The organism is Archangium gephyra, from assembly GCF_042230915.1.
Lineage (GTDB): Bacteria > Myxococcota > Myxococcia > Myxococcales > Myxococcaceae > Archangium > Archangium gephyra_B.
Map to the genome: position 1 here is coordinate 10290932 of NZ_CP102578.1, position 25664 is coordinate 10316595.

The window sequence follows — 25664 nt, forward strand, 5'->3', positions numbered from 1 at the left end:
AACTTGGAGCCTGGGGTGCTACCCGCCTGACGCAGTGCGCCCGTGCCCATGTGCAGCGTACTGCACAAAGGGACGCGAACGCACGGGGCCCCCCGGGCGCCCTCCCCTCGCCAGGGCTCGGTCTGGAGCACGCACAGCGGACCCATCGCCGTACCGCACCAGCCCGCACGCCCGGGCCCCGGACACAGGGGGCACGGGCGCGCGCCCTCGTACTACCCGCGCAGGAAGGCGGTGCCCTGGCTGCCGGGCTTCTCGGCCTCGCGCAGCACGGCGTCGTTGGGGGAAATCCCCACGATGTGGATGGCCTCGATGCCCTCCTCGAGCATCTCCAGGCTCTCCTCCACCTTGGGAATCATGCCGCCCTGGATGACGCCGGAGGCAATCTTGGCGCGGGCCTCGGCGGGCGTCAGCGTGGGCAGGCGGGTGGACGGGTCGTCCTTGTTGGCGAGCACGCCGGGCACGTTGGACACGAGGAACAGCTTGGCCGCTCCCAGCTTCGCGGCCACGCGGGTGGCCACGGTGTCCGCGTTGATGTTGAAGACGTTGCCCTGCGCGTCACCCGACAGCGAGCCGAGCACCGGCACGAAACCCGCGTCGGCGACACGCTGGAAGGCCTCGGTGTTCACGCCGGTGACGTCGCCCACCAGGCCGAGGTCCACGGGTTCCGGGCCCGCGCCGCTCATGACCTTGGGAGGCCGGCGCTTCGCCTCGATGAGCCCGGCGGACATGCCGGTGGTGCACAGGGCGGGCACACCGGCGATGCGGAAGGCCGAGGCCACGTCCACGGACACCTGGCCCGCGAGCGTCATCTTCATCACCTCGAGGGTGGCCTCGTCGGTGTAGCGGCGGCCGGCCACCATCTTCGGCTGCAGACCGAGCTTCTTCTGCAGCTCCGTGGCCTGGGGCCCGCCGCCGTGGATGACGGCCACGCGGATGCCCGCGTCAAGGAAGGCGCGCACGGCGGCGCCCACGCTCGCGGCGAGCTTCGGCTTGTCCATGGCCAGCTCGCCGCCAATCTTCACGACGAACCAGCGCCCGCGGAAACCGGAGAGCCCGCTCACGGCCACAGCCCCGGCTCGGCGAGCGTGAGGCGCTCGTCCCAGCCCATCATGAGGTTGAAGCTCTGGATGGCCTGGCCGGCGCCGCCCTTCACCAGGTTGTCGAGCGCGGAGAAGCACACCACGCGGCGGGTGCTGCCCGTCACGGGGCCGAGCGTGAAGCCCACCTCCACGTAGTTGCTGCCGGACACGCCCACCACCTCGGGCTGGCGGCCGCCGCTCACCATCCGGATGAAGGGCTCGTTGCCGTACGCCGTCTTCCACGCGGCGGTGAGCTGCTCCTGCGTGACGGAGGCGGGCACGTCGGCGAACGAGGTGGAGAAGATGCCGCGCGGCAGCGGCGCGGACACGGGCACGAACTCCAGCGACATGTCCTCCTTGCCACCGGCGATGCGCAGCGTCTGGAGAATCTCGGGGATGTGCTGGTGCTCGAGCGGCTTGTAGGTGCGCAGGTTGGCGGCGCGCAGCGGGTGGTGCGTGGTGATCTGCGGGTTGGCGCCGCTGCCCGAGGAGCCGGTGGCGGCCACGGTGTGGATGGGGCCGGTGAGCAGGCCGGCCTTGGCCAGCGGCAGCAGGCCGAGCGCGATGGTGGTGGCGAAGCAGCCGGGGCTGGCGATGTAGCGCGCCTTGCGGATGGCCTCGCGGTTGATCTCCGGCATGCCGTAGGTGAAGGAGCCGTCGGTGAGCATCTGCGGCGCCGGGTGGTCCACGCCGTAGTACTTGGCGTAGGCGGCCGCGTCGCGCAGGCGGAAGTCGCCGGACAGGTCCACGATGCGCACGCCCGAGTTGATGATGTCCAGCACCACCTTGGCGGTGGTCTTGTGGGGCATGGCCAGGAAGGCCACATCCGCGCCGGCCACGGCCTGGGCGGGGGGCATTTCCTGGAAGCTGAGGTCGGTGAGCCCGGCGAGGTTGAAGTGGACGTCGCCCACCTTCTTGCCGATGTTGTCCACCGCCGTCACGCGGGTCACTTCCACGTTCGGGTTGAAGAGGAGCCGGCGGAGGATCTCGGCTCCGCCGTAACCGGTACCGCCGATGAGGACTGCCTTGACCTTGTTGGCCATGTGCGCTGTCTCCGTGAAGGACTTCCCGGGCGCGTGTATAGGGGCGCCCCGGCCGGGAAATCCACCTCACCGAACCGCTGACGCGGCGGGCCATGCGCGGGTGTCATCTCCCCTACTCGGCCCCTGAAGCGCTCGCACTCGGGGTATGACCCATCCGGCCTGCCGCTCGGTGCTGGCCTCGGGGCGGGCGCTGTGGAACGTTGGACCCCCCATGAGCCCTGAATTGAAGCTGCGCCCCATCGAGCCGCGGGACGACGCGGCGGTGGCGGCGGTCATCCGGAAGGTCATGCCCGAGTTCGGCGCGAGCGGGCCCGGCTTCGCCATCCATGACCCCGAAGTGAATGGGATGAGCACGGCCTACGCGCGCCCGGGTTGCGCCTACTGGGTGGTGGAGGACGAGACGGGCCGCGTGCTGGGCGGAGGCGGCATCGCTCCGCTGGAGGGCGGCGAGTCCGGCGTCTGCGAGCTGCGGAAGATGTACTTCCTGCCCGAGGTGCGCGGACGCGGCGTGGGCGAGCGGCTGCTGCGCCAGTGCCTCGCGTTCGCCCGGGAGGCGGGATACAGCACGTGCTACCTGGAGACGCTCGAGGGCATGAAGCAGGCGCAGAAGCTGTACCAGCGCCTGGGCTTCCAGCCGCTCTGCGCGCCCATGGGCGCCACGGGCCACTTCGGCTGCGACCGCTGGTACGCGCTCGAGCTGCGCTGAGACGCCTCAGCCCCGGGTCGCCGAGGCACCCCGCATCCGGCGGCAGAGCGCCGAGGCCGCCAGGAAGCCGTGGCTGAAGCCCTTGCGGAAGACGTTCTTGTAGAACCGGCCCACCCCGGGAACGGCGGCGATCATGTCGCCCAGGCTCCACATCTCCTCGTGCACATGCACGACGGGCTTCAGGTCCCCGTCCGCGGTTCCCACGAGGGAGAAGTCGTAGACGAGGATCGTCCGCAGCGGGTACGTGAACAGCCAGCTGAACTGCCTCAGGTTCATCACCCCGTCGACGATGGCCCGGCCGCCCCGGTGGCCCTCCTCCAGCTGGACGTTGAGCTGGAAGATGTCGAAGTCGAAGGAGAACATGCAGTGGAAGCCGGCCGCCCCGCGCCGGTAGTTCTCGCGTCCTTCACCTTGCTGCCAGGGATCCTTGAAGACGACGTCCTCCCCGATGAAGGGCAGGACCTCCTCTTCCAGTACCTGGGGACGAATGCTCGTGTCGTAGAGCAGCACGGTCATCCGCCGGAAGCGCTCCTCCAGCCGCTGGATGAGCGCCCGCTCGGTGTTGCCCATGGGGTTGCCTGCCCGCTCCCTGCCGTTCACGCCGCTTTCACGCACGCACACAGGGTAGGCATCGTGACAACCCCCGGGAAGCCGGGCTCCGGCTGCGGGCCCTCCCGCTCTCAGAGGAACGGCCGCGACAGCTCGTCGATGCGGCGCAGCTCGTCGGGCGAGAGGGTGAACGTCCCCGCCCCGACGTTCTCCTCGGCGTGGCGCCGCTTCGTCGCGCCCGGGATGACCACCACCGTCTCCCCGTGGAAGTGGATCAACCAGTTGAGCGCCACCTGCGAGGGGGTGACGCCATGGGCGGTGGCGATCTTCCGCAGTTCCTCGATGAGCGGGCGGCTGCGCTCGAGTCCCTTGGCGCGGAAGCTCGGCAGGAACTTGCGCGGGCCCACGCGGTTCTTGATGAGCGACGGATCCTCGTGGAACTTGCCGGAGAGCAGGCCCTGCGCGAGCGGTGAGTACGCGATGATGGTGATGCCCAGCTCCTTCGCGGCGGCGAGCACCCCGTTCGATTCGATGCGCCGGTCCAGCAGGCTGTACTGCATCTGATTGGACACGAGCGGGACGCCCCTGCGAGCGAGCACCTCATGTGCCGCGCGCATGCGCTTCGCGGAGAAGTTGCTGACGCCCACCGTGCGGATCTTCCCCGCCTGCACGAGGTCCGCCATCGCATTGGACTGCGCCGCGACAGAGGCGAACGAGAAGGGCTGGTGGATTTGATGCAGATCGATCCCGAACGGGCTCAGGTGCGTGAGCCGGTCGCCAATCGTATCGCGGATGCTGGAGGCGCCGCGCCACGGATAGGGAAACCACTTCGTGGCGACGACGACCTCACCGGGCTTCTTGCCCAGCTTGGTAAGGGCGTTGGCGAGGGCGCGCTCCGAGCGGCCATCCCCGTAGGCCTCGGCGGTGTCGAACCAGTTGATGCCGCCGCGCAGGGACGCGTCGACGATCTCCTCGACCGTTGGGGTGGGCAGGGCCTCCCAGAAACCGCCCGCCAGGCCAGAGCCCTCGGAGAACTGCCAGCACCCCAATCCAATGGCGGAGATCTCGATGTCCGACCGCCCCAGTCTTCGCTGTATCACCGCGTTTCCTCCTGGTTCCCGTGTGTCGTGCAACACGTCTTGCAACACGAACAAGGCACCCATGTGACGTCACTGCAACAGCGGATCTTCGCATTGCACTCTCGCATCCAAATTGGGTACCGAAAGCGTCACAACGGCCTGGGAGCGCTTCCGCTCTTGCAGGCGCGAAGCATTCATGTCCCCCATGCCCTCCTCCTACCGCCCCGTCCTCCAGGCCCTGCTGTCGGGCGCCACCCTCCTGGTCTCTCCCCTGTCGCTGGCCCAGGAGCAGGCAGCGCAACCGCCCGCCGCCGAGCCCGCGCAGCCGCCCGAGCCCGCGTCCCCCGCCGCCGCGCCGGCGCCCGAGGCCGCTCCCGCTCCCGCGCCTGCGCCCGAGGCCAAGAAGGAGAAGGAGTCGCCCTGGTACGAGCGCATCAAGCTCCGGGGCTACACCCAGTTCCGCTACAACCGGCTCCCGAGCTTCCGCCGGAACGATGATCTCATCAACGAGCAGGGAGACCGCTTCCTCGGGAAGAACAACAACTTCGGCATCCGGCGGGCGCGGCTCGTCATCTCCGGCGACGTCCACGAGCGCGTCTCCATCTACCTGCAGCCCGACTTCGCCTCGGTCATCGGCGAGCAGTTCAACGTGGCCATCATGCGGGACTGGTACGCCGACATCTTCTTCGATGCGAAGAAGGAGTTCCGGCTGCGCCTGGGCCAGTCGAAGGTGCCGTTCGGCTTCGAGAACCTCCAGTCGAGCTCGAACCGCGCCGCCCTGGACCGCAACGACGCCATCAACAGCGCGCTCCGGGACGAGCGCGACCTGGGCGGGTTCTTCTACTGGGCGCCCGAGGAGATCCGCCAGCGCTTCGCCGACCTGGCCAACAGCAAGCTGAAGGGCTCGGGCGACTACGGCGTGGTGGGCTTCGGCGTCTTCAACGGCCAGGGCGCCAACCGCCCCGAGCGCAACGACAACGTGCACGTGGTGGGCCGGGTGACCTGGCCCTTCCTGTTCGGCAAGCAGTACGTCGAGGTCGGCGCACAGGGCTACTACGGCCGCTTCAACGTCGCCACGGGCAGCGGGTACACCCTCCGGGGCGGCAACGACATGGTCGATGCCCGCGCCGCCGCGACCCTGGTCATCTACCCGCAGCCCATCGGCTTCATGGCCGAGTACAACGTGGGACGCGGACCGTCCCTGGGCGAGGGAGACGAGAGCACCGTCGTCGCCAGCCGCGCGCTGCAGGGTGGTTATGCGCAGCTCATGTACCGGCTGGACAACGTGCTCGGCATCTCGCTGCTGCCCTACGTGCGAGGCACCCTCTACCAGGGCGGCAAGAAGGCCGAGACGAACGCCCCCCGCTACGACGTGCGCGAGCTGGAGCTGGGCGTGGAGTGGCAGATCATCAAGGCCATCGAAGTGACGGGCGCCTACCTCATCTCGGATCGCACCTCGTCTCGCGCCCCCTACGAGCAGGAGCAGGGGCACGTGACGCGCCTCCAGGTGCAGGTGAACTACTGACGGGAGTGCGCCCCTTGCCCTCCGCCGGGCGGCCGGGCAGCCATGCGGCCTTCCGGCGCCTGGCGGTCCGCCCGCCCGGCGGAGCGGCAGCATCCGGCGGCCAGCCCCGAGGGGCATCCCCATGTTCTTCGGGAACAGGAGGTGCCCGGATGGCACAGGACCAGGACAAGGGAAAGCTGCAGGCCAGCGAGGACAAGGAGAAGCTGAACCCGAAGGTGGACTCGGGTGACGTCTCGGGTCAGGGCCGCGAGCGCCGGGACGACGACGAGTACCCCAAGCACCGCAACGCGGGCGAGTTCGGCACGCACGGTGGCCCCAACAAGGCGGGCAAGGAAGACAACAGGAAGGTGCATGCCCCCGGTAGCTCGAAAGCGGGCTCCCAGTAGTCTCCGGGCCCCGGCGAGCCGCAGCGGACGGACGGCCCGCGAAGCCCCGGAGGCTCCTTCCCGAGTGGACAAGGAGCCCTTCGAGATCGGCGTGGTGCTCGCGCGGGTGCGCGAGTCCATCCGGGGTTTCGCGGATGCCGCCATGTTCGAGCTGGCGGAGCACGGCCATGCGAGCCTCTTCGAGCAGCTCGTGGGCTGCATCCTGTCCATCCGCACGCGAGACGAGGTGACGCTGCCCGTGGCGCTGCGGCTGCTGTCCCAGGCGCGGACCCCGGAGGCCATGCGCCAATTGGGGCCGGAGCGCATCGGCGCCCTCATCCGCCCGGTGACGTTCCCCGAGCCCAAGGCGGGGGCGATCCACGCCATCGCCACGCGCACGGTGGAGGAGTTCGGCGGCGAGCTGCCGTGCGACGCGCAGGTGCTCCAGTCCTTCAAGGGCGTGGGGCCCAAGTGCGCGCACCTGGCGCTTGGGATTGCCTGTGGGCAGGCCCGCATCAGCGTGGACATCCACGTGCACCGGGTGACGAACCGCTGGGGCTACGTGCGGGCGAGCACCCCCGAGCAGACGCTGGCCGCGTTGGAGGCGGTGCTGCCCCGTGAGCACTGGGTGGAGCTCAACCGGCTGCTGGTGCCCTTCGGCAAGCACGTGTGCACGGGCACGCAGCCCAAGTGCTCCATGTGCCCGGTGCTGTCCATGTGCCGGCAGGTGGGCGTGCGCAACCCGCGCTGAGGTGGCCGGGCCGCGCCGCGCCGCCGTGGAGCCTCAGCGGTCCGCGGCGAGCAGCTGCGTCACCCGCCGCGCGAATCGCCGCCACGGGTTGGTGCGCCCACCGTGGGCAAGGGTGATCTCCTTCGAGTGTTCCAGGTCCCTCGCCCAGCACGTCTCCAGCTTCGAGGCGAGCTTGCGGTCCACCACCACCAGCGAGCCCTCGCGCATGCGGTGCAGCGACAGCGCATCCAGGTTGGTGGAGCCCACCACGCTCAACCAGTCGTCCACGAGCACCGTCTTGGAGTGCATCATGGAGGGCTGGTACTCCCACATCCGCACCCCGCCCTTCAGCATCCGCTCGTAGGTGGCGCGCTGCGAGGCGCGGACGATGCGCCAGTCATGTACGGGCCCGGCCGCGAGCACCCGCACGTCCACGCCCTGCTTCCGCTTCTCCAGCAACTGCTCGAGGATGGCCTTGGGCGGCGTGAAGTAGGCATTGGCGATCCACAGCCGCTCGCGCGCCTTGGCGAACACCATGCGCAGCATGCGCTCGGCGTTGGAGATGCCGGAGACACCGCTGCTCTCCACGAAGGCCGCCCACGCATCGCCCTCGTCGTGGGACAGCTCGGGGAAACAGCTCTCCGGGAGCAGCGCGCCGCCACACTCCTGCCAGGAGCGCGCGAAGGCCAGTTGCATCTCGCGCACCGCGGGGCCCACCACGCGCACGTTGGTGTCGCGCCACTCCTCGGGACTGCACCCCTCGCCCTGCCACGACTTCCAGATGCCGAAGCCCCCGGTGAAGCCCACCTTCCCGTCGATGAGGACGATCTTGTGGTGGGTCCGCCCAAAGAGCCGTCCGAGCCACCGGCCTGACAGCGGCCGGAAGTAGTGCACCTCGACGCCGCCCTCGCGCAGCCGCTTCTCCACCTTCGGGTTGAAGTCGTGCTCGCCACGCACCTCCTGGCTGCCCACCGGGTCCACGATGACGCGGCAGGCGACGCCCGCGCGCGCTCGCTCGCACAGCGCCTCCACGATGCGATCCGAAGGCTCGCTGGGACGCCAGATGAAGACGAGGATGTGGATGGACTCGGTGGCCTGGCGGATGGTGTCGATGAGCGTGTCGAAGATGGCCCCGTTCTCCACGAGATTCACCGCATGGCCTGGCTCGAGCCGGACCCGCGTGGACTGGTAGATGGCGTGGTTGAAGGCCCGCAGTCCGGGCGGCAAGGCCGCGGGACCGGTCATCTCGTGCTGGTCGTTGCGGTGGTCAGGCGCCTCCCAGCTCACTGCTTCCGTCGGTGGCGATTCCATGACCGTGGGAAGGTAGGGATGACCTCCCCGCGGGGCACCCCTCCCGGAGCAATCCGAGCCTGCCTGCCTGCTCCCCCAGACGCGGGAGCACGGCCCAGAGGACTACTGCACGGAGGACGGGGCGCGGAACACCTCGCCGTCCTGACCCTCGAGCACGAGGCTGGCGTCGTCCTTGGGAGACACGCGCAGCGCGGCGCGGGGCTGGCCCTTGCGGTCCACGAGCAGCAGCCCGGGGGCACCATGCTCGTCGGCGCCGAGGATGGCGCGCGGGCGCCCGTTCTCATCCCCCAGCTCCAGGCGCGAGGAGCCATCGGGCATGAGTCCCACGGAGAAGAACTCGGTGCCGCCGTTGTTGCCGAGCACCAGGCGCGGGGCCTCCTCCGAGTACACGGTGAGCTCGGCGAGCATGGCGCCCTCGGCGGTGGCGAAGCGCAGCCGGGGCGAGCCGCTGGCATCCACGCCCAGCAGGGCGCGGGCCCGGCCCTGGGTGTCGTGCAGCACCAGGCCGCCCTCGCCGCCCTCCTGGGCCGAGAGCGTGGCGCGGGTGCGGCCCTGGCTGTCCATCAAGGTGAGGCGCGAGGCCACCAGCTCCCCGCCCTCGGAAGGCCCCATCGGGCGCAGCAGGGCCACGCCCACGCCGAGCGCCCCGAGCGCGAGCGCGGCGAAGGTGACGGACTGCAGGCGGCGGCAGCGGCGCTCCAGCAGCTCCAGGCGTGTGTCCAGGCTCTCCATCCCGTCGAGACCTCCTGTCCAGGCCATGCGGCGGGCACCGGATGACCAGAGGCTAACCGAGCCGGGCCCTCCCATGCGCGCCTCTGTCCACCATCGACCGCAAGCCCCGGGTGGGGCTGGTGGGCGCCGGGCGCCAGACATATCCGCCCTGGAACATGTCCCGACGACTTCTCTTCCCGTGTCTGTTGCTCGCCCTGGCCGCGTGTGTGCGCAACCCCGTCACCGGCAAGCGCCAGTTGTCCCTCGTCTCCACGAAGGAGGAAATCGCCATCGGCCAACAAGGGGCCGAGGACGCGCGGCAGTCCATTGGCCTGCTGCCCAACCCCGCGGTGCAGGAGTACGTGGCGCGGGTGGGCAAGAGCCTGGCGGCGAAGTCGGAGCGGCCGGAGCTGCCCTGGAGCTTCCAGGTGCTGGACGACCCCACGGTGAATGCCTTCGCCCTGCCGGGGGGCCCCATCTTCGTCACGCGCGGCATCCTCACCCACATGAACTCCGAGGCGGAGCTGGCCGCGGTGCTGGGGCACGAGATTGGCCACGTCACCGCGCGGCACTCGGCCACGCAGATAACGCGGGCGCAGCTCTCGCAGCTCGGCCTGGGGCTGGGCACGATCCTGGTGCCGGACCTGGCCCGGTTCGGAGGGCTCGCCTCGGCCGGGCTGCAGCTGATGCTGCTCAAGTACGGGCGCGACGCGGAGACCCAGGCCGACGAGCTGGGCCTGCGCTACATGCTCGACGAGCGCTACGACGCCCGCGAGATGGTGGGCCTCTTCCAGATGCTCTCGCGCGTGAGCGGCGCCGAGGGCAGCCGGCTCCCCACCTGGCTCGCCACGCACCCCAACCCGGAGGACCGGCTGAAGGAGACGCAGCGGCGCCTCGCCTCGATGAACCTGGATGCCTCCACGCTGCGGGTGGAGCGGGAGCCCTACCTGCGCCTGCTCCAGGACATGCCCTACGGGCAGAACCCGCGGCAGGGCTTCTTCCAGGGGACGCGCTTCCTCCACCCGGAGCTGCGCTTCCAGTTGGACTTTCCCCAGGGCTGGCAGACGGCCAACCAGACGCAGGCGGTGCTCGCCGTCAGCCCCGGGCAGGACGCGCTCGTGGGGCTCGGCGTGGTGGGCAAGGTCCCTCCCGAGCAGGCCCTGCAACAGTTCTTCGCCAACGAGGCCGTGCAGCCGCTCCCGGTGGCCACCCCGGGCCTGCCCCCGCTCTCCCGCTACTTCGAGGCCCGCACCGAGCAGGGCGTCCTCCAGGGCGTGACGGCCTTCGTCTCCCATGGCGGCAGCACCTACCAGCTCATCGGCTACACCGCCGCCGGCCAGCTCGCCGCCCATGAGCCGGCCTTCCGCGCCACCCTCACCAGCTTCCGCGAGCTGACCGACCCCGCAGTGCTCGGCGTGCAGCCGGCGCGCATCGACCTGGTGAAGCTCGGCGAGCCGATGACGCTGGAGCAGTTCAACGCCCGCCACCCCTCCACCATCCCGCTAGAGGAGCTGGCCACCGTCAACGGCCTCACCCCGGGGGAGAGCATCCCCGCCGGGCGGACCCTGAAGCGCGTGGTGGGGGGTGTGCTGCCCCGCTCGCCCTGAAGGGCCCGGGTGGCGGAGCACTGGAATTCCAGAACAGTTGATAAAATCCAGATAGGCTTGACAGACCCATTCCCCTTGGTGTTCAATGAACTCATGAGTCGCTGAGCTGGCGGCTCAATCCTGTTTTCCAGTTTTAAGTCCGGGTACCCCCTCGGAACGGAGGATGCGATGTCGCTCGAAGCATTCACGAAGGTGACCGAGGCCTCGAAGCTGCTGGTGGAGCATGGTTTCTCTGGCCAGGCGGTGATGTCGGCCATCGAGATGGTGGCCAAGGCGATCGGGGTGGACCGGGCGGTGGTGTACGAGAACAGCACGGCGACGATGCCGGGCAAGCGTCTGGCGCCGCTGCGTCACGCGTGGGGCTCGGCGCCGATGACGCCGCTCATCCAGACGTTCCCGCTGAAGGATCAGATGGCGGGCTGGGTGGAAGTGCTCTCGCGCGGGCAGCCGGTCTGGGACCTGGTGCGCAACATCCAGGGGCCGCTGCAGGTGAACCTGGAGGCGCAGGGAGTGCAGTCGGTGCTGCTGAGCCCCATCAACGTGGGCAACATCAACGGCCAGTGGTGGGGCTTCCTGCGGCTGGATGACTGCACCAAGGAGCGCCGGTGGTCGTCGGAGGAGCTGACCATCATCCGGACGCTGTCGCGCTCGCTGTCGAACGCGCTGCGCCAGGACATGCGCCGCGAGCAACTGGCCCAGACGCGCCAGGAGCTGGAGAGCATGATGCTGCGCTGCGCGGCGACGGGAACGCGCTAAGCACGCGCCCCGCCTCCCCTGCCCCATCACCCCTCCACTGCGACCACCTCCCCTCTCCCCCCGGGAGAGGGACGGGGTGAGGGTGCCCGGCCCCCGGGTTCCCCCCTGGCCTCAGCGCCCCACGAGTCCGGCCTGGAACCGCTGTTCTTCAGCGGTCCAGGCCGCTTCTTTTTGCATGAAACCATCGAGCGCCTCGGGAGGCCCGTTCCGGGTCACGAGGGCACGGGCATACAGCTCGAGCCGCTCCGCATCGAGCAGCCGGGCACGGGGAACCCACCCGCTCCCGAACCGGGCCCCCAACACACCTCCGGCGATCGCCGCGACGGTATCAGTGTCATAACCCTGCTGGATGATGTCCGCGAGCACGGCGCCGGGAGGCTCGGTGGCGGTGAGGGCCCGGACGAGCCCGTGAGCCCCACCGAGGAGCGCGAATCCCTGATTGGGGTGCGCCACCGTGAAGCCCTCGGCGAGATGAGGGCGGGCCAGCTCGGAGATGTGCTCGCGCAGGGCCTCGGGAGGAAGCAGAGGCCCCTCGAGCAGCGCGGCCAGGGTGTCCGAGACGAGGTGTTCCCCGGTCCGATCGAAGGTCCACGCCTCCACCAACTGGAGCCAGCGCGACTCCTCCTCCCAGACGGCGGAAGCCACCCCGGCGCGCACACGGTCCGTGGCCTCCCCGCGCACGAGGGCGGCCACGGACCAAGCCACGGCGTAGGCCAGAGCGGAGGCGCGCAGATCGGCGTGGGTCATCATGGAGGACTCCATGACCACGCGAGCGAGCTCCGCGGGCGAGTCGCGCAGCAAGGCACCCACGGGAGCCACGCGCATGGCGGCGCCCATGCCGGCCGAGGCGCTGCCCGAGTGCTCCGGCGCCCCACCCTTCGCGAGCTGCTGCACGGCGGTCTTGAAGTTGCGCCCGTAGCCCCGCCAAGCCTTGCGGCGCATGCCCTCGACGAGCCAGCGGGCCCAGGAGGCACGCGTCCACCCTCCAGGCTCAAGCGCACAGGCCACGAGGGCCAAACCCTGCTGGGTGTCATCGGAGTGGAGCCCGAGCGGGCGGAGCCGCGAGAGCCGCTTCGTGTCGCCCGCGAGCGCCTGGAGGGGCAGCTCCGAGGGCAGGTCCACATACGCCCCGAACACCTCACGGATGAAGGAGGCGCGCCAGGTCTCGACGGGGCAGCCGAGGGCATCACCCCAGGCGAGCCCCCACAGGGCCCCCTGGGCACGCTCCTCCACGGTGTTGCCGGGGTTCTCGATGGAAATGGGTCTCATGGTGTACACATGACACCATCCCAGCCCGGAACCTGACAAGCCTCCGGGGACGAGGCCCGAGGCCTACCGCCGGTCGCGCTGCAGGTCGGCGAGGACGCGGCGGAGGTACCAGGCCTCGGACTTGCCGGGGTGCTTCTCCTGGAGGCAACCGCGTCTGCTCGTGATCTCGTGGAGGTCCCCGTTTCGGGTGCCATACGATGGCTGACATGCAGACTCCGCCGGCCGCCGATGGGTACGTTGAGCTCTTTCAACAGACGCTGCCTAGCCAGCGCTCATTCGGCGTGTATTGCCTGGGAGCGCATGACTCGGTCGCCCTCTCAGCAGGATTCCTGCTGACGGCGGGAATAGCGCGGCGGGCGGATGATGGTACGGCAGCTTTCCCACGGCTCTACCTGCTGCTTCCACTGTCTGCTGGCATGGGGGAGGAGTCTTTTCGCCAAGAGATGGCAGAGCTGGCCCGACGGTTCCTCGAGAAGCACATGTCGGCTGAGCAAGCCGCAGTCAGGGTCAACGAACTCCTCCCTCGGCTCCAACTCTCCATGCTCGACACGTGGGAGGTCGAGGCACTCGCCGAGCGTGTTCGCGTTTGTGAGCCCGGCTCAGCGGTTCTGGTGCTGGACGCCGACCGTCTATACTCGCCCGCAGTCGAGCTTCCGCCCGCCTTTGTCACGGCGGGTCGTGCGCCCTTCGGCAAGGCGCTCCAGCTTCGGGTGTTCGAAGACGTGTGGGTCCCCAGGGTGGTACACACGGTGGGGACGATCGATCCAATCTCCGAATCGCAAGGCCTGCATCTCGTGCTGTGGACGGGCCAGCATCGTCCGCAACGGTCGGAGCACGTCCAGCGCTTGGAAGGGACTCCCGTCGCGCTTTTCTGGTCGGAAGCAGCTCAGGGCACCGTTCTCTCCGATCGCGCCTTCGGCTTGGCTCACGAAGGCAAGCTGGATGAGGCGTTCCATGTCTGCGACGGCTGGGCCAATCCCATCGAGCGTGCACTGCTGAAAGCCAATTGCTGCGAACTCGCCGGGCGGGCTCCGCAGGCGTTCTCGTGCATCATGCCCCTTCAGGAGGAGATCCTCATCAACGCGCCATCCTCCCGGGTCTTGCAGATAGCCCGATGGGCATTCTTCGCGGGGCGGTACGAAGAGGGTCATGCGTTGTTGGAGAAAGCCCTGGCGTCGCCAGAGATCGACGAGTCCTTTTTTGATCAGGCCCTGGATGCTGCCGGGTTGGCACGGGATAGAGCCTTGCTCGACCGGGTCCGCGGCGAGATGCGGCGCCACTTCCCTCATTCTCGTGCACTGGGGAGCCAAGAGGCGCGCGAGCACTTCCTGGCGGGTCGCTACGCAGAGGCCGTTCAACTGTTCTCGCCGCTGCTGGAGCAGGGGCGGGGTGGGGATGATGATCGCCTGCTATGGGTGATCGCCCGGCATCACCAGGAGGGGCCGTTGGATTATGAGCGGCTGATGAGGGAGGTCCGTGAGCAGGTTCCCGCCCTGGCCGATGCGGCCGCCGAGCACTGGTTCGCTCAGGCATTGAAGGGAGGCGAAGCGCCCGAACGGATCATCGAACGGGCGCTCACCCACCCTTGGAACGCGCGGAACGCAAGCGACGCGAGCAGTACACTGCTGTTGGGCATGGAGCGACTGTTTCTCGCGCCCGGGGGCGGCACGGACGACCAGCGCCTTGGGCTGCTGTGGCGCGCACTGGAGCGCGTGCTCGATCACCTGAGTGCTCATCCGGCTGACTACCGGCGCCGCCTGCAGCTCTCGAAGCTTCTGGATCCGGCGCTCTCGGGCTCCGTGCTGTTCCAGTTGGTGAGCTTCTTCGCCCTCAACGCATGGCCCTGGTGGAAGGGAGCGCGGCCTGGTCGCCGGCGCGAGGTGAAGCGCATGGATCAGGCTCACTTCCCCAGGATCTTGGAGCTTGTCTTTGGGGAAGCGGCTCCCATGTCCGTGGTGGGAATGGGAACGGTGCCCGTCGACAAGCTCCCGTGTCCTCCCGAGGAAGCCCTGGCGTTCTTCCTTTGGATGCTTGAGCACTCGCCCGCTGGGCTGCAGTCCGGGCAAATGGGGAGCCAGCAGCTCGCACAGGTGCTCCACTTCGCTCTGTTGTTCGCACGTGTCGCGGGAGAGACCGATGAGGACATCGGGGCTCGCGCGATGGCGGCGGGGGCCCTCTGTGTGAACGGAGACTTCCGGACAGCGCGAGATCTGATGGAGACGCTGCTCGTGGGCATCTCCCCGGAGGACCCCAGCCAACGCCGGCGTCGGGCATGGATTGCCTTCGCCGACTTCTCCCTACGCGCCCATTCCCTACCCGAGGCCCTGCTCGCGCTCGCCTGTGCGAACCGGTGCCCGCCAGGGCTGGAGCTTGAGGACGATCTCTTTGTCGAGAGCCGTCTCTGGATCCGGATCCTGCGCGAGCTGAAGCTGTTCCAGCCGGCGCTCGCTCTCGTCTCCGAGGCGAGGACGCTGCTCCATCGTTTAGGGGTGGCTGAGAGGAATCTCCACCACATCGACCAATTGGAGGCGAGCATTCGGCTCCTGCTGTTGTCCCAGGAACTCACGTCGGAGGAATCCGGTGCCGACCCTGGCGTTCGGACCCGCTTCCTGGCGCTGGGGGAGTTGTTGGCGGATGCCAACCGGCGCGCGAAAGCCACGGACGGAGAGCTCCAGCCGGGCATGCTGCTGCTCGCCCAGCTCATCGCGTTGGGCGCACGGTTCGGTCTGTATGTTCCGGAGCAGGTCCGGCGCGAGTTCGACGAGCTTCTCCCCGACGTGGGCCTCCTGCTCGAACCGCTGATCAGGGCCGTGGCGAATAAAGAAGCGCTGACGCCCCTCCTGCGGAACCTGGGCTGGGGGCTGGAGAAGGTGCGCGACCCGGAGGAAGTGGGGAGGGTCGTCCATCCATCCGAGTTCATGGCGCGCCAGGAGCTGGGGGCCGCAGTCGACGCGGGGCAGGCAGCCAATGCTTTGTACCTCCTCGAATGGTCCATGGATCGAGCCCTTCGCAACGTGGACGAGGCAGGCTTGGAGCCCGGCTCTGCCTCGTACTGGGTACAGCGGGACGTTTTCGAGTGGGTGGGAAGGTCGGTTCATGGACCGGGCGGTGGCCACATCCCCGAGGAGCTGACGCGACTGGGCTTTGAGCTGGGGCAGGCGATCGATTCGGCACGTGAGCGGAATAGCTCCCGGCAGCCACCTCCCGTCGAGGAGTGTGAGCGGTTCGTGCTTGGACTGAGCCACCGGGGTGTCGCGATCCACGTGCTCGGGCTGGACGAGGAGCAATCCCTGGTTCGTGTCTCGGCGATGGGAGGAAAGCTCTCCGCCTTGAGAGAGACCCCCGAGGTCTTCGACCTTGAGGCGCTCCATGCGTGGCAGGAGGACGGGTACCCGGCTGAGTACGTGGCCATGGATACCCGCGACCCCAACGGCCTGATCACGGTGGAGAGAACACTGGAGCGCATCGGCATCAGCGCGGAGAGCTGCGGTGCGGCAGTGCTCATTCCCACCAAGGAACTACAGCCGGTACCACCCAACCTGCTCCTGACGGGCGGGAATCTGGCGGGTACGCAGATGGCCATTGCGAGTGCGCCATCGCTGACGTGGCTACGAGCAGCTCACGCGAATCCGCGCGCACCGACCACCCGACGCGGCGCGTGGATCCCAACATCGGATTCTCCCGAAGAGCAGGGCACGCTGATGGCCATGCGCGATGACATCCACGAGGTGTTGAGCGCACATGGACTGGTGCTCTCGTGCGCAAGCCAGCCTTCCGAGTCTCTCGCTCGCGCGGACATTGCCTTCATTGGCGCGCATGGCTCGATTTCCCCTGAAGGATTGTTCTTCCGTGTGGTGGCCGATGAGCGCTCGGCTCGCTTCAGCGCGCATGAACTGGCCCGCCACGTCAGTGGTGCTGGCGTCGTCATCCTGGCCGTCTGCAACGGCTCACGCGTGGATCCCCATCCTTTCGCCCGGGCCACCGTGGGACTGGCGAGACTGCTGCTCGGTCACGGGTGCCGTGCGGTGCTTGGCTCACCGTGGAGTCTCGATATCAGCGTCCTGCGGCGGTGGCTGCCTGCCTTCCTGGCGCGCTTCGATATGGGGGCCACCGTGCTCGAAGCGAACCACGAGGCAAATCAGACGGTTGCCGAGAGGTTCAACCGCCACCCGTTCCATTCGCTGGCGATGAACCTGCTGGGCGATCCGTTCGTCACGCGCTGAGCACGCCGTCTTGCGTCACGTCAAGCGACTCGGGAGACCCGCTCCGCGCCGAGCAACCAAGCGCGAGGAACCCACCCACTCCCGAACCGTGCCCCTAACACACCTCCCGCGATGGCCGCGACGGTATCGGTGTCATAACTCTGCTGGATGATGTCCGCGAGCACGGCGCCGGGAGCCTCCGTGGCGATGAGCGCCCGGAGATGTGCTCGCGCACGCACCGGGTCTCGATGGGGCAGCCGAGGGCATCGCCCCGGGCGAGCCACCACAGGGCACCCTGTGTATGGAGAACCAAGTCTGCGGACTACCGCCGGTCGCGCTGCAAATCGGCGAGGACGCGGCGGAGGTACCAGGCCTCGGACTTGCCAGGGTGTTTCTCCTGGAGGCGGGCCACGTGGCGGGCGAGGGACTCCTCGGCCTGGGCGCGCGGCAGCTGGACGCTGCGGAAGTACGCGTCACGCAAGCGGCTGGCCTCGTTGCCGCTCAGGAGCCAGTAGAGGACTCCGAGGCACAGCAACGCGCCGACCACCAGGATGACGAGGTCCGTATCGACGACTTCTTGGTTCACGCGCCGGACCCTACCGCGAGTCCCGGCTCAGAACAGCTTCCACCACTTCTTCTTCGGCGGCTCGGCGGGCTTCTGCCCACTGTCCGTGCTGCCAGCCGGGGCCGGGGGAGCGGCCTCTGGGGCCACGGGAGCCTGGGCCGGAGCCTGGGCGGCCCCCTTCGTCCCCTTCGCGCGAGGCGGAGGGGTGGGCCGGCGCCCGTAGCGGGCCTCCAGGGCACGGGCCTTCTGCTGCAGCGCCCTGCCCTTCACGGGGTCCACCATGGCCACGTAGTTGGCGTAGCCCACGGCGGAGGCGATGACATCCTTGCTGTTGCCCCAGCGCTTGCCCTCGGGCCCCGTCTTCTCCAGCTGGTGCAGCAGGGCGCGGAAGCGCTTGAGCGTCTCGCGGTCCACACCGGGCTTGTCGTTGACGACGACGCCCGTCACCTCCTGCTGGCGGCCGCGGCGCAGCACGCGCGTCTTGTCGGGGTGCGGGGTGAAGTCCTCCTCGAGCACCAGCCAGCGCACGAAGCGCAGCAGCTCGCCGGCATCGTGCGGCCCGGGCCCGGGGGCGGAGAAGGTGAGGTCATCCGCGTAGCGCGTGTAGACGAAGCCCAGCTTGCGCGCCGCGCCGGCGAGCCTGCGGTCCAGCCGCCGGCAGAGGAGGTTCGTCAGCGCGGGCGAGGTGGGCGCGCCCTGGGGCAGCCGCCGCCCGCCCTGGGCGACGAAGAAGCGCTGCCCGTCCAGCTCCACCTCTTCCACGTCCGGCTCGGTGCACAGCAGCGCCAGCACCGTGGCAGTGGCCTCGCTGTAGCCGAGCTTCGCGAAGACGCCCTTCACCCGCGGGTACAGCACCGAGGGGAAGAAGTCCTTCAAGTCCAGGTTCACCACCACGCCCGCGCCCACGTGGGGCCGGGCATTGGTGACGATGGAGCGCCCCGCGCGGAAGCCGTGGGCCGCGTCGTGCACGGGCACCTTCTCGAGGATGTTCTCCAGCACCCAGGCCTGCGCGGCCTTCAGCCGGGGCAGGGGCGCGGAGATGAGCCGGGTGCCGCCCGTCTTCTTGGGCAGCAGGAAGCGCACGTAGTGGCTGGTGGTGGAGGCGGTGCGCGTGAAGCACAGCGCCCGGAGCTTCCCCACGCTCAACCCCAGCGCCTGCGCCAGCGCCTCGGGAGTGGCCAGCACGGGCAGCCCCAGGCGAGTCAGCTTCGCCTCGTCCGGGGTGCGCTCGCTCAGGCCGCCGGACACGCCCCGGCCCAGGAAGAGCAGCTCCTTGCCCTTGCGCTCCTTCCAGGCCTCGGCGCGCGCCAGCCGCTCGCGCTCGCGCCGCTCCTTCGTCTCCTGCTGCTTGCGCCGGCTCTCCTCCAGCCGCCGCTTGCGCAGCTCGCGCTTCATCGCCTCCAGGTTGCCCAGCCGGCTCTGCTCGGTGGTGAGCGCGCGCAGCTCCGCCTGCAGCTCGTTGCGGCGGTGCACCACGTCCACCGGGTCCCCGGGGCGCTCACTGCGCGCCGGCCAGAAGCCCAGGCGCACCATCTCCTCCAGGACGACCTCGTCCTTGGAGCCGGCGCGGATGCGGTCGTACAGCTCCTGTCGGTTACGCGGAGGCTGGGAGGACATGGCGGGTCCGGAGAGAGAGGGAGAGTCCGTCCACGCGGCGGTCCGGGAGCACCTTCGTACTGCTCTCGGGACTGGATCGTCTCAACTCAAGCGGTACCCCCTCCCTGTGGCGCGCAGGACCGACGAGGTCGACAGCGCTGCCGCCACAGGGAGGGAGGTACCGCACAGTGAAGAGCGGGCCAGTGATGCATGACAGGCCATGAGGCATGGACGGCGAAACACCGTCCGGGTTGCAAGGTACTGCCCCCTGACCGCCGCGTGCGCGGACTCTCCCCCTACTCATGTGCGAGACACCCGTGAGTGCTGGAGCCGCAGCGCGAGCAGGTGCTCGCACGGCCCCCGGAACAACTTGTTCTGCTGGAAGAAGTTGCACGTGCACTCGCCGAAAACCATACGCTGGTCCGCGTCGAGCCGCAAAGTGGGACGAAGCACCTTCGCGCCCTCCTTCACCGTGCCGCTCAGCTCCAGCGAGCCGTCCACCCCGGGCCGCGCCTTCACGTCCACCGCCCGGGCGTCCAGGAAGCGCGTGGCCTGCTCCTCGCGCTCGTTGGAGAAGCGCAGCTTGTCCAGGGGCAGGGGCTCGCGGCTCAGCTCGCGCGCCCGGTACACGCCCTTGTTCAAGTCCCAGATGGCCCGCCCCGCCTGCGTCCACGCCGACAGCGCGCCGAGCACCGCGCCCCGCTCCAGCCCCAGCTTCGCGGCCAGCGCCTCGGGCGTGGCGGACCACGTCTCCTTGAGCGCATCGAAGACGCGGCGGCGGGTGAACTCGTCCACCTGCCCGCGCGGCGCCAGCAGGTCGAAGTTGCCCGCGGTGGCCCAGTCATTCGCCGTCCACCCGGACAGGCCCAGGGTGAAGGACAGGTCCCCCAGGTCCGCCACGTAGAAGGATGGCAGCCCCGTGCCCAGCAGGTGCACGGTGAAACGCTTCGCCACCGGGATGAGCCGCTCCAGCACGCCCAGGCGCCGGCGGCCCCACACGCGGATGTCGTGCGTGCCCTCGCCCTCGTACACCGAGCGCCGGCACACCACCTCCGTGCCCCACGGCTCGAACACCACCTTCACCGGCTGCCCCGGCGCCAGCACGTAGCGCATGGAGCGCGGCCCCTTCTTCTCCTTGTGCCGCTTGAGGATGAAGAGGAAGTTGTGCACGTCCATGGGGTGCAGCGTGAAGCGCACCGCTGGCAGCGCCATCGCCGAGTTCACCTGCAGGAAGCCGCGCACCCACGAGTCCGGGAGGTCGATCTTCACCTCCTTGTAGGCCGTGTCCGTGCCCGTCTGCGTGGTGAAGCCGCTCGGGTCCACCTCGAAGCGCGTGCGCTTGTAGGAGCGGATCTTCTGGAACTCGTCGTACAGCGGCGACGAGTAGTCGATGTTGGTGGTGCCGCAGGAGAACTCGCCGACGTTCTGGAACACCTCGTAGCTGGCGCCGAGCCGGCCATAGCTGGACTCGTCCTGGCTGAAGCACTCGAAGAAGCACTCGTCTGGGTGGACGGTGATGACCGGGTCCAGCACGAACCAGAAGTCGCGGTTCTTCTCGTAGAGGTAGCGGTAGTAACGCGCGCGGGCCTCGTAGAAGGGGCCCATGCGGCGCGAGCTCTCCTTCTCCAGCTCGGCGAGCTCCTCGCGCAGGGCCTTGAGGCGGCTGGCCACCGACTGGCGCTGCGCGGCGATGGCCACCAGGTCCACCTGCTCCTGCTGCGCCGCCCACAGCTTGTAGGCCGTCTTGTCCTTGGGCTTGAAGCGCAGGTCCGACACCACCACGTCGTGGAGGGCGGAGATGGCCTCGCGGAAGGCCACGTTCTGGCGCAGCTCGCCGGAGAAGAAGGTGGGCGGCCGCTTGACGTCCGGCGCGAAGGACAGCGCGGTGCTGTCCCCCTGGTTCCGCACCGTGCTGCTGCCCGCGTAGGAGTACTCAAAGTGCACGGCGGACCTCTACCGGGCGGACGACGAAGGGGACGGGGAGCGACGGCTGCGCCTTGACGATGGAGAGCATCGCCTCCAGCGCCGCGGCCCGATGCTCTATAGCGATGGTGGCTGACATCCGGTGCAGCACCTCCAGGGCCACGCGGCCACTGGCCTCGGTGCCGCGGCCCTCGCGCATGAGGAAGCCCAGCACGCGCTGGCGAGCGACGCGGCCCTTGTTCACCTGGCTCAACACGCGGATGAAGTACGGCGCCAGCTGCTCCACCAGGGCCGGCTTGCCGCTGGCGAAGCGGTCCAGGTACGTGGTGGCGAAGAGCTGCACGGCGGGCGCGGGGTGCTCGGACAGGCGCAGGAGCAGCGCGGGCCCGTCCTCCTCGCGGAAGGAGCGCGTGAGCATCTCCCGCCCGAAGGCCTGCACGTCCTGGCGCACACTGTCCGCCACCGAGACGAGCACCTCCAGGGAGAAATCCTCCGGGGTGAAGCGCTCGCGGAAGTAGCGGAAGCCGAAGGCGCGAGCATCGTCCCAGCGCGAGTCCAGCAGGCCCACCGCCGTGGCCAGCTCCGCGCGCACCTCGGGGACATGGGCCTCCAGCCAGCGCCAGGCCCACTCGCGCACCGCCAGCACGTCATGTCCGGCCAGCCGCACCGCGCGCGGTACGTCCACCGTCAGCACCGTGCCATGGCGGGCGAGCAGCGCCGCGCCCACCGTCTGCGCGTCGGCGTCCTCGGAGTCGAGCAGCCGCCACGCCGTCTCCACCGGCAGCGCGGCGAGCGCGGGCGCCAGCTCTCCGGAGAGGAGCGCGGCGATGTGGGCGGGAATGCCCTCCGGCAGGCGGCGGCGCAGCAGGGCGGCCAGCAGGGTCTCCACGGCGCGGGCCCCGGCGGAGGGGCTCGCGGCCACGAGCCTGCCAAGCAGCGGGCGCACCGCGGCGCGCACGTCCGGCACGGGGCTGGTGGCCAGGCGGATGAGGAGCTCCTCCTGGGCGAGCAGCGTGGCCTCGGACTCGGCGAGGAGCGCGAGCAACCGCAGGCCCAGGGCCCGGAGCGGCGCGTGCTCGGACTGCACCAGGAGGAGGAGCAGCTCGTCCGGAATGGGCTCGGTGCGCAGGTCGCGGCGCAGGAGCAGCTCGCCGCCCAACTCCTGCACCTCGGGCACGGGGTGGGCGAGCAGGTCGCGCACCACCTCCAGCCCCACCACGCGGGACGAGGGCCCCACCGCGGCGAGCACCACGCGGGCCACGTCCGCGGCGATGGGGCCGTCCTCCTTCGCCTTCAGTTGCAGCACCGCCGCCACCAGCCGGCCCACGAGCGTGCGCGCGGCCTGCTCGGAGAGCACGGAGCCACGCACCAGGTTGGCGGCATAGGCGCGGGTGTCCGCGTGCCGCGCGGTGGCCAGCCCGGCGATGAAGCCCGAGTCCTCGATGAGGACGTGGCGCAGCTCATCCATCCAGCGGAAGGCCTGCTGGCGGGCGGGGGCGTACGAGGAGCGCGCCACCGCGAGCAGCAGGGCCCGGGGCTCGCGCCGCGCATCCAACCGCTGCAACGCCAGCTCGAAGCCGAGGCGCGCGGTGGACTCGTAGGGGCGCTCCAGCAGCATGGCCACCGCGTCCACGTCCAGCCGCGCGAGGAAGTCCGGGCAGGCGTGCAGCGCGCGGGAGGCGAAGTCGTGCACCGGGGCGCAGGCGCTCTCGTCCAGCAGGTGCAGCAGGCCCGCCGGGGTGCGCTCCCACAGCTTGGGGAAGGCCTCCTCGCGGACCTCGGGGTCCCGTGCTCCGGGGTAGTAGGAGCCCTTGCAGCGGAAGAGGAGCGGGTTCTCCACGGGCTCGTAGCGCGGGCTGTGGCGGTACAGCAGGTGGTTGAAGGCCCAGTAGGGCCACCAGGCGTCCCACTGCTGCACGTAACGGCCCCAGCCGGTGGTGCGGGGGGCGGCGGCGTCCGCGTCACTGAAGGCGAGCAGCACTCCCACCGCCATCTTCACGAACTCCGGGCTCTCCAGCTCCCCCAGGCGGCGCAGCGTGCGCCACACCCGGCGCCGGAGGTACTTGCGCGTCTCCAGGGTGTAGGCGCGCGGCCGGCTGGCCCCGAGCGTGCGCTCCTTCTCGTAGCGCCAGGCGATGAGGCCGAACACCTCGCCGTCCCGGCGGTACTCGGCCGCCTTGAAGAGGTGGCGCAGCACCTTCACCGACTGCACGGAGAAGGGCACGGTGCGCAGCACACGCAACAGGGCGGGCCGCACCGCCTCCGAGTCCACGAGGTACAGGGGCTCGAGGACATTGAGCGCATCCGCCTTCCCGGAGGCGAGGTGCACGTCGAGTGCCTTGCCGAAGGCCTCCGCGTCCCCGGCCCCGGCGGGCTCGCGCAACGCGGGGGGCAGCTTCTCCAGCACGTCCCGGCGGAAGTCGGCGCGGGTGGCCTCGTCGGAGAGTTGCAGCAGGGCCTCGGTGGCCATGCGGCGCACCATGTCCGGCGTGGAGGCGTCTCCATAGAGGCGCCCGAGCGCGGACACGGACGCCTCCGAGCCCAGGCGGCCCAGGGCGGCGGCGATGCTGTAGGCACGCAGGGGCGTGGCCCGCTCCAGCAGGGGCAGCAGCAGGGGCTCGGCGGCGCGCAGCCGCAGCTCGCCCGCGCGCCAGATGACGCGCTCGAGGGCCCGGGGCTGGGCACGCACGTTGGCGCGGCGGAACCACTGCCGGGCACTGGCCTCCTGTTGCAGCTGCTCCAGCAGGGTGCGCTCCCGAGGCGACAGGCCGGGCGGGGCCTCCACCCTCGGAGGCGGCGGGGCCGCGGGAGCCCGAGGGCCAGGCGGCGGCACGGGCGTCCCGGGTGCGCCCCCGCGCACGTAGCCCGAGTCCAGCTTGGACTGGACGAGCTTGTCGAAGACGCGCTTCGCCTCGGCCTGGGGCACGGGCACGGGCGTCTTCGAGCCATCCTTGAGCGCGGTGCCCCTCCGCCCGTAGCGGAAGTTGACCACGCACTGGCCCGGGGAGACCTCCAGGAGGTCCACCTCGTACACCTTGTCGCTCTTCCCCTCCTGGAAGAGCAGCGCCACCTGCTCGAGCAGTTTCACGTCAGCTCACCAGCCTGCGGATGTCGCCATAGGCGCGGTAGAAGCCACCGCGCGCGGACTCGCGGACACCCTCGACGACGTAGCGGCCGCCCGCATCGCGGATGTCCTTGGGGAACTGCACGTTCCAGTCGGAGTGGTAGCCGGGGGATACCACGCGCACGCGCAGGTTGCCCCCATCCTGGTAGCACTCCACGACGACGCCGGTGCCCGCCTCGCGCGTCGTCTCCACGGTGCCGGTGGGGACGGCGGCCACGGGCTTGGGGGCCTGGATGCTGCGGGCCTGCGGCACCGAGCCGGACTGGGCCGCCTGGATGGCCTTCTCGCTCGCGTCGATGCAGGCGAGCACGCCCTCGGTGGTGACGAGGTAGAGCCGGTCCTGGAAGAACTGCATGGAGAAGGCCGAACCGCAGCCGGTGGACAGCTTCCAGAGCCGCTGGCCCTTGTCGTTGAAGCAGTAGACGCTGGACATGTTGTCACCAGCGAAGACGTAGCGGCCGTCATCCACCGCGGCGCAGGAGAACACCGCCGCGTCGCACTGCATGACGGGCCCCACGTCGCCCTTCTTGGTGAAGCGGTGCACGAAGCCCAGGTTGGTGCAGGCGTAGAGCGAGGACTCCTCCTGCCAGCCGAACATGACGTTGCCCTGGGTGGGGCGGTGCCAGATCTCCCGGCCGTCCTCCCAGTCGTACATGGTCAGGCCGCGCCCGTGGCCGTGGTACATGCCCAGCTCGTCGCAGCGCACCATCCACCCGTGGGTGCCGACGCTCTGCTTCGTCCACTGGGACTCGTCCTCGTGGTTGATGGCGGTGAGCTTGCCACCCGCGTCGGACACGCCGAGGACACCGTCCTTGATGTCCAGCCAGTAGATGTCCACGTCGTCGGAGATGTTGTAGGCGACGCGCGGCACCTTGCCGCCGAGGTCATAGACGCGGCCATCGTCGCACCCGGCGTAGAGCCAGCGGTCATCGGCGACGATGCACTTCACGCCATCGGCGAGGCGGAACTGGGAGAGGCTGCGGCCCTCGTGGTCCACCGAGTAGATGGAGCCGCTCTCGTTGCCCACCCAGCAGCGCGAGTCGTCCACGAAGACGCCGAAGGCCCGGTCCCCCGAGTTGAACTTCCAGAGGAGCGGGGCCTGGGTGGCGTTGGAGCGGCCGCTGGTGATTTCGCGGCGGGTGATGGAGCGCTTCTGGCGCTGGCCCATGACGGCGGGGGCGTAGCCCTTGCGGACCTTCTCGTTGATCTTCTTCCGGGCCTCGGCGATCGCCTTGTCCGGGGAGGGGAACTGGGAGACCTGCGTCTGGCCCTTGTCGCCGATGCGGCCGTAGCGGACGGTGAGGGAGTTGCCCTCCACCTTCACCTCGTAGAACTTGTGCGAGCCGCCGCCCGCCTCAGACAGCTCCAGGTACGTCCGTTCCTCGGCCATTCTCAGGTCTCCCCGCGGATACAGTACGTGCAGAGTAGTCCGAGCCACTGACATCGCGGAAGCCCTCCCGCGAGCGGCGCCCCGTCGCGACCCGAACAACGCCCGCTGCGGGCCGTAGCAATCCCGGCTCCCGG

Annotated in this window: 20 protein-coding genes; 7 read left to right on the forward strand and 13 right to left on the reverse strand. The window is 69.7% G+C overall.

Annotation, left to right across the window (positions count from 1 at the left end):
• Positions 1-212: 212 nt before the first annotated feature.
• Positions 213-1061, reverse strand: a complete 849-nt coding sequence (gene argB / locus NR798_RS40510) for an acetylglutamate kinase (protein ID WP_375767937.1) — start codon at positions 1059-1061, stop codon at positions 213-215.
• On the reverse strand, positions 1058-2122 hold the full coding sequence (gene argC / locus NR798_RS40515; protein WP_375767938.1) for an N-acetyl-gamma-glutamyl-phosphate reductase: 1065 nt from the start codon (positions 2120-2122) through the stop codon (positions 1058-1060). Before argC ends, argB begins: the two co-directional genes overlap by 4 nt.
• Before the next feature lie 211 nt (positions 2123-2333).
• Here argC and NR798_RS40520 point away from each other — a divergent pair, with 211 nt between their 5' ends.
• Positions 2334-2828, forward strand: a complete 495-nt coding sequence (locus NR798_RS40520) for a GNAT family N-acetyltransferase (RefSeq protein WP_375767939.1) — start codon at positions 2334-2336, stop codon at positions 2826-2828.
• 6 nt (positions 2829-2834) lie between these two features.
• On the opposite strand, the gene NR798_RS40525 is transcribed toward NR798_RS40520, so the two are convergent.
• Together NR798_RS40525 and NR798_RS40530 are read right to left on the reverse strand one after the other, a co-directional pair.
• Entirely contained in the window at positions 2835-3398 is a 564-nt protein-coding gene (locus NR798_RS40525; protein WP_375767940.1) for a hypothetical protein, read from the reverse strand.
• 110 nt (positions 3399-3508) lie between these two features.
• Positions 3509-4477, reverse strand: a complete 969-nt coding sequence (locus tag NR798_RS40530) for an aldo/keto reductase (protein WP_375767941.1) — start codon at positions 4475-4477, stop codon at positions 3509-3511.
• A 175-nt stretch (positions 4478-4652) separates the two neighbouring features.
• On the opposite strand from NR798_RS40530, the gene NR798_RS40535 reads away from it, so the two are divergent.
• The 3 genes from NR798_RS40535 to nth all read left to right on the forward strand — a co-directional run bounded on the left by NR798_RS40535 (position 4653) and on the right by nth (position 7097).
• Positions 4653-5981, forward strand: a complete 1329-nt coding sequence (locus NR798_RS40535; protein WP_375767942.1) for a porin — start codon at positions 4653-4655, stop codon at positions 5979-5981.
• Positions 5982-6130: 149 nt separating this feature from the next.
• The gene (locus NR798_RS40540; RefSeq protein WP_375767943.1) at positions 6131-6367 is read left to right on the forward strand and encodes a hypothetical protein; all 237 of its coding nucleotides are present in this window, start codon (positions 6131-6133) and stop codon (positions 6365-6367) included.
• A gap of 64 nt (positions 6368-6431) precedes the next feature.
• The gene (gene nth, locus NR798_RS40545) at positions 6432-7097 is read left to right on the forward strand and encodes an endonuclease III domain-containing protein (protein WP_375767944.1); all 666 of its coding nucleotides are present in this window, start codon (positions 6432-6434) and stop codon (positions 7095-7097) included.
• A 33-nt stretch (positions 7098-7130) separates the two neighbouring features.
• On the opposite strand, the gene NR798_RS40550 is transcribed toward nth, so the two are convergent.
• Together NR798_RS40550 and NR798_RS40555 are read right to left on the reverse strand one after the other, a co-directional pair.
• On the reverse strand, positions 7131-8321 hold the full coding sequence (locus NR798_RS40550; RefSeq protein ID WP_375767945.1) for a phosphatidylserine/phosphatidylglycerophosphate/cardiolipin synthase family protein: 1191 nt from the start codon (positions 8319-8321) through the stop codon (positions 7131-7133).
• 168 nt (positions 8322-8489) lie between these two features.
• Positions 8490-9119 (reverse strand): hypothetical protein, encoded by a 630-nt coding sequence (locus tag NR798_RS40555; RefSeq protein WP_375767946.1) that lies wholly within the window; start codon positions 9117-9119, stop codon positions 8490-8492.
• A gap of 155 nt (positions 9120-9274) precedes the next feature.
• Here NR798_RS40555 and NR798_RS40560 point away from each other — a divergent pair, with 155 nt between their 5' ends.
• Entirely contained in the window at positions 9275-10705 is a 1431-nt protein-coding gene (locus tag NR798_RS40560; protein WP_375767947.1) for a M48 family metalloprotease, read from the forward strand.
• Between the two features lie 168 nt (positions 10706-10873).
• The gene (locus tag NR798_RS40565) at positions 10874-11461 is read left to right on the forward strand and encodes a GAF domain-containing protein (protein WP_375767948.1); all 588 of its coding nucleotides are present in this window, start codon (positions 10874-10876) and stop codon (positions 11459-11461) included.
• 111 nt (positions 11462-11572) lie between these two features.
• Here the strand turns inward: NR798_RS40565 and NR798_RS40570 are convergent, their stop codons facing one another.
• Complete coding sequence (locus NR798_RS40570) at positions 11573-12730, reverse strand: ADP-ribosylglycohydrolase family protein (protein WP_375767949.1); 1158 nt, start codon at positions 12728-12730, stop codon at positions 11573-11575.
• A 197-nt stretch (positions 12731-12927) separates the two neighbouring features.
• Here NR798_RS40570 and NR798_RS40575 point away from each other — a divergent pair, with 197 nt between their 5' ends.
• Positions 12928-16953 carry a CHAT domain-containing protein gene (locus NR798_RS40575; protein WP_375767950.1) on the forward strand — a complete coding sequence of 1342 codons (4026 nt, stop codon included), beginning with the start codon at positions 12928-12930 and terminating at the stop codon, positions 16951-16953.
• A gap of 20 nt (positions 16954-16973) precedes the next feature.
• Here the strand turns inward: NR798_RS40575 and NR798_RS40580 are convergent, their stop codons facing one another.
• The 6 genes from NR798_RS40580 to NR798_RS40605 all read right to left on the reverse strand — a co-directional run bounded on the left by NR798_RS40580 (position 16974) and on the right by NR798_RS40605 (position 25530).
• Positions 16974-17219 (reverse strand): ADP-ribosylglycohydrolase family protein, encoded by a 246-nt coding sequence (locus tag NR798_RS40580; RefSeq protein WP_375767951.1) that lies wholly within the window; start codon positions 17217-17219, stop codon positions 16974-16976.
• 35 nt (positions 17220-17254) lie between these two features.
• Positions 17255-17518, reverse strand: coding sequence for a hypothetical protein (locus NR798_RS40585; RefSeq protein ID WP_375767952.1), 264 nt, complete (start codon positions 17516-17518; stop codon positions 17255-17257).
• Between the two features lie 27 nt (positions 17519-17545).
• Positions 17546-19114: a reverse transcriptase family protein gene (locus NR798_RS40590; RefSeq protein WP_375767953.1), complete on the reverse strand. Its 1569-nt coding sequence runs from the start codon at positions 19112-19114 to the stop codon at positions 17546-17548.
• Between the two features lie 279 nt (positions 19115-19393).
• The gene (locus NR798_RS40595) at positions 19394-21037 is read right to left on the reverse strand and encodes an SWIM zinc finger family protein (protein ID WP_375767954.1); all 1644 of its coding nucleotides are present in this window, start codon (positions 21035-21037) and stop codon (positions 19394-19396) included.
• Positions 21027-24104, reverse strand: a complete 3078-nt coding sequence (locus tag NR798_RS40600; protein ID WP_375767955.1) for a hypothetical protein — start codon at positions 24102-24104, stop codon at positions 21027-21029. Before NR798_RS40600 ends, NR798_RS40595 begins: the two co-directional genes overlap by 11 nt.
• 1 nt (position 24105) lies before the next feature.
• Entirely contained in the window at positions 24106-25530 is a 1425-nt protein-coding gene (locus tag NR798_RS40605) for a WGR domain-containing protein (RefSeq protein ID WP_375767956.1), read from the reverse strand.
• Positions 25531-25664: the final 134 nt, after the last annotated feature.

Excerpts from the sequence above, each read along its gene's own strand:
- argC (WP_375767938.1), bottom strand. The coding sequence starts at position 2,122 with ATGGCCAACAAGGTCAAGGCAGTCCTCATCGGCGGTACCGGTTACGGC.
- NR798_RS40575 (WP_375767950.1), top strand. The coding sequence starts at position 12,928 with ATGGCTGACATGCAGACTCCGCCGGCCGCCGATGGGTACGTTGAGCTC.
- NR798_RS40565 (WP_375767948.1), top strand. The coding sequence starts at position 10,874 with ATGTCGCTCGAAGCATTCACGAAGGTGACCGAGGCCTCGAAGCTGCTG.
- NR798_RS40535 (WP_375767942.1), top strand. The coding sequence starts at position 4,653 with ATGTCCCCCATGCCCTCCTCCTACCGCCCCGTCCTCCAGGCCCTGCTG.
- NR798_RS40590 (WP_375767953.1), bottom strand. The coding sequence starts at position 19,114 with ATGTCCTCCCAGCCTCCGCGTAACCGACAGGAGCTGTACGACCGCATC.
- NR798_RS40520 (WP_375767939.1), top strand. The coding sequence starts at position 2,334 with ATGAGCCCTGAATTGAAGCTGCGCCCCATCGAGCCGCGGGACGACGCG.
- NR798_RS40525 (WP_375767940.1), bottom strand. The coding sequence starts at position 3,398 with ATGGGCAACACCGAGCGGGCGCTCATCCAGCGGCTGGAGGAGCGCTTC.
- NR798_RS40570 (WP_375767949.1), bottom strand. The coding sequence starts at position 12,730 with ATGAGACCCATTTCCATCGAGAACCCCGGCAACACCGTGGAGGAGCGT.
- NR798_RS40555 (WP_375767946.1), bottom strand. The coding sequence starts at position 9,119 with ATGGAGAGCCTGGACACACGCCTGGAGCTGCTGGAGCGCCGCTGCCGC.
- NR798_RS40550 (WP_375767945.1), bottom strand. The coding sequence starts at position 8,321 with ATGACCGGTCCCGCGGCCTTGCCGCCCGGACTGCGGGCCTTCAACCAC.
- NR798_RS40605 (WP_375767956.1), bottom strand. The coding sequence starts at position 25,530 with ATGGCCGAGGAACGGACGTACCTGGAGCTGTCTGAGGCGGGCGGCGGC.
- NR798_RS40540 (WP_375767943.1), top strand. The coding sequence starts at position 6,131 with ATGGCACAGGACCAGGACAAGGGAAAGCTGCAGGCCAGCGAGGACAAG.
- NR798_RS40560 (WP_375767947.1), top strand. The coding sequence starts at position 9,275 with ATGTCCCGACGACTTCTCTTCCCGTGTCTGTTGCTCGCCCTGGCCGCG.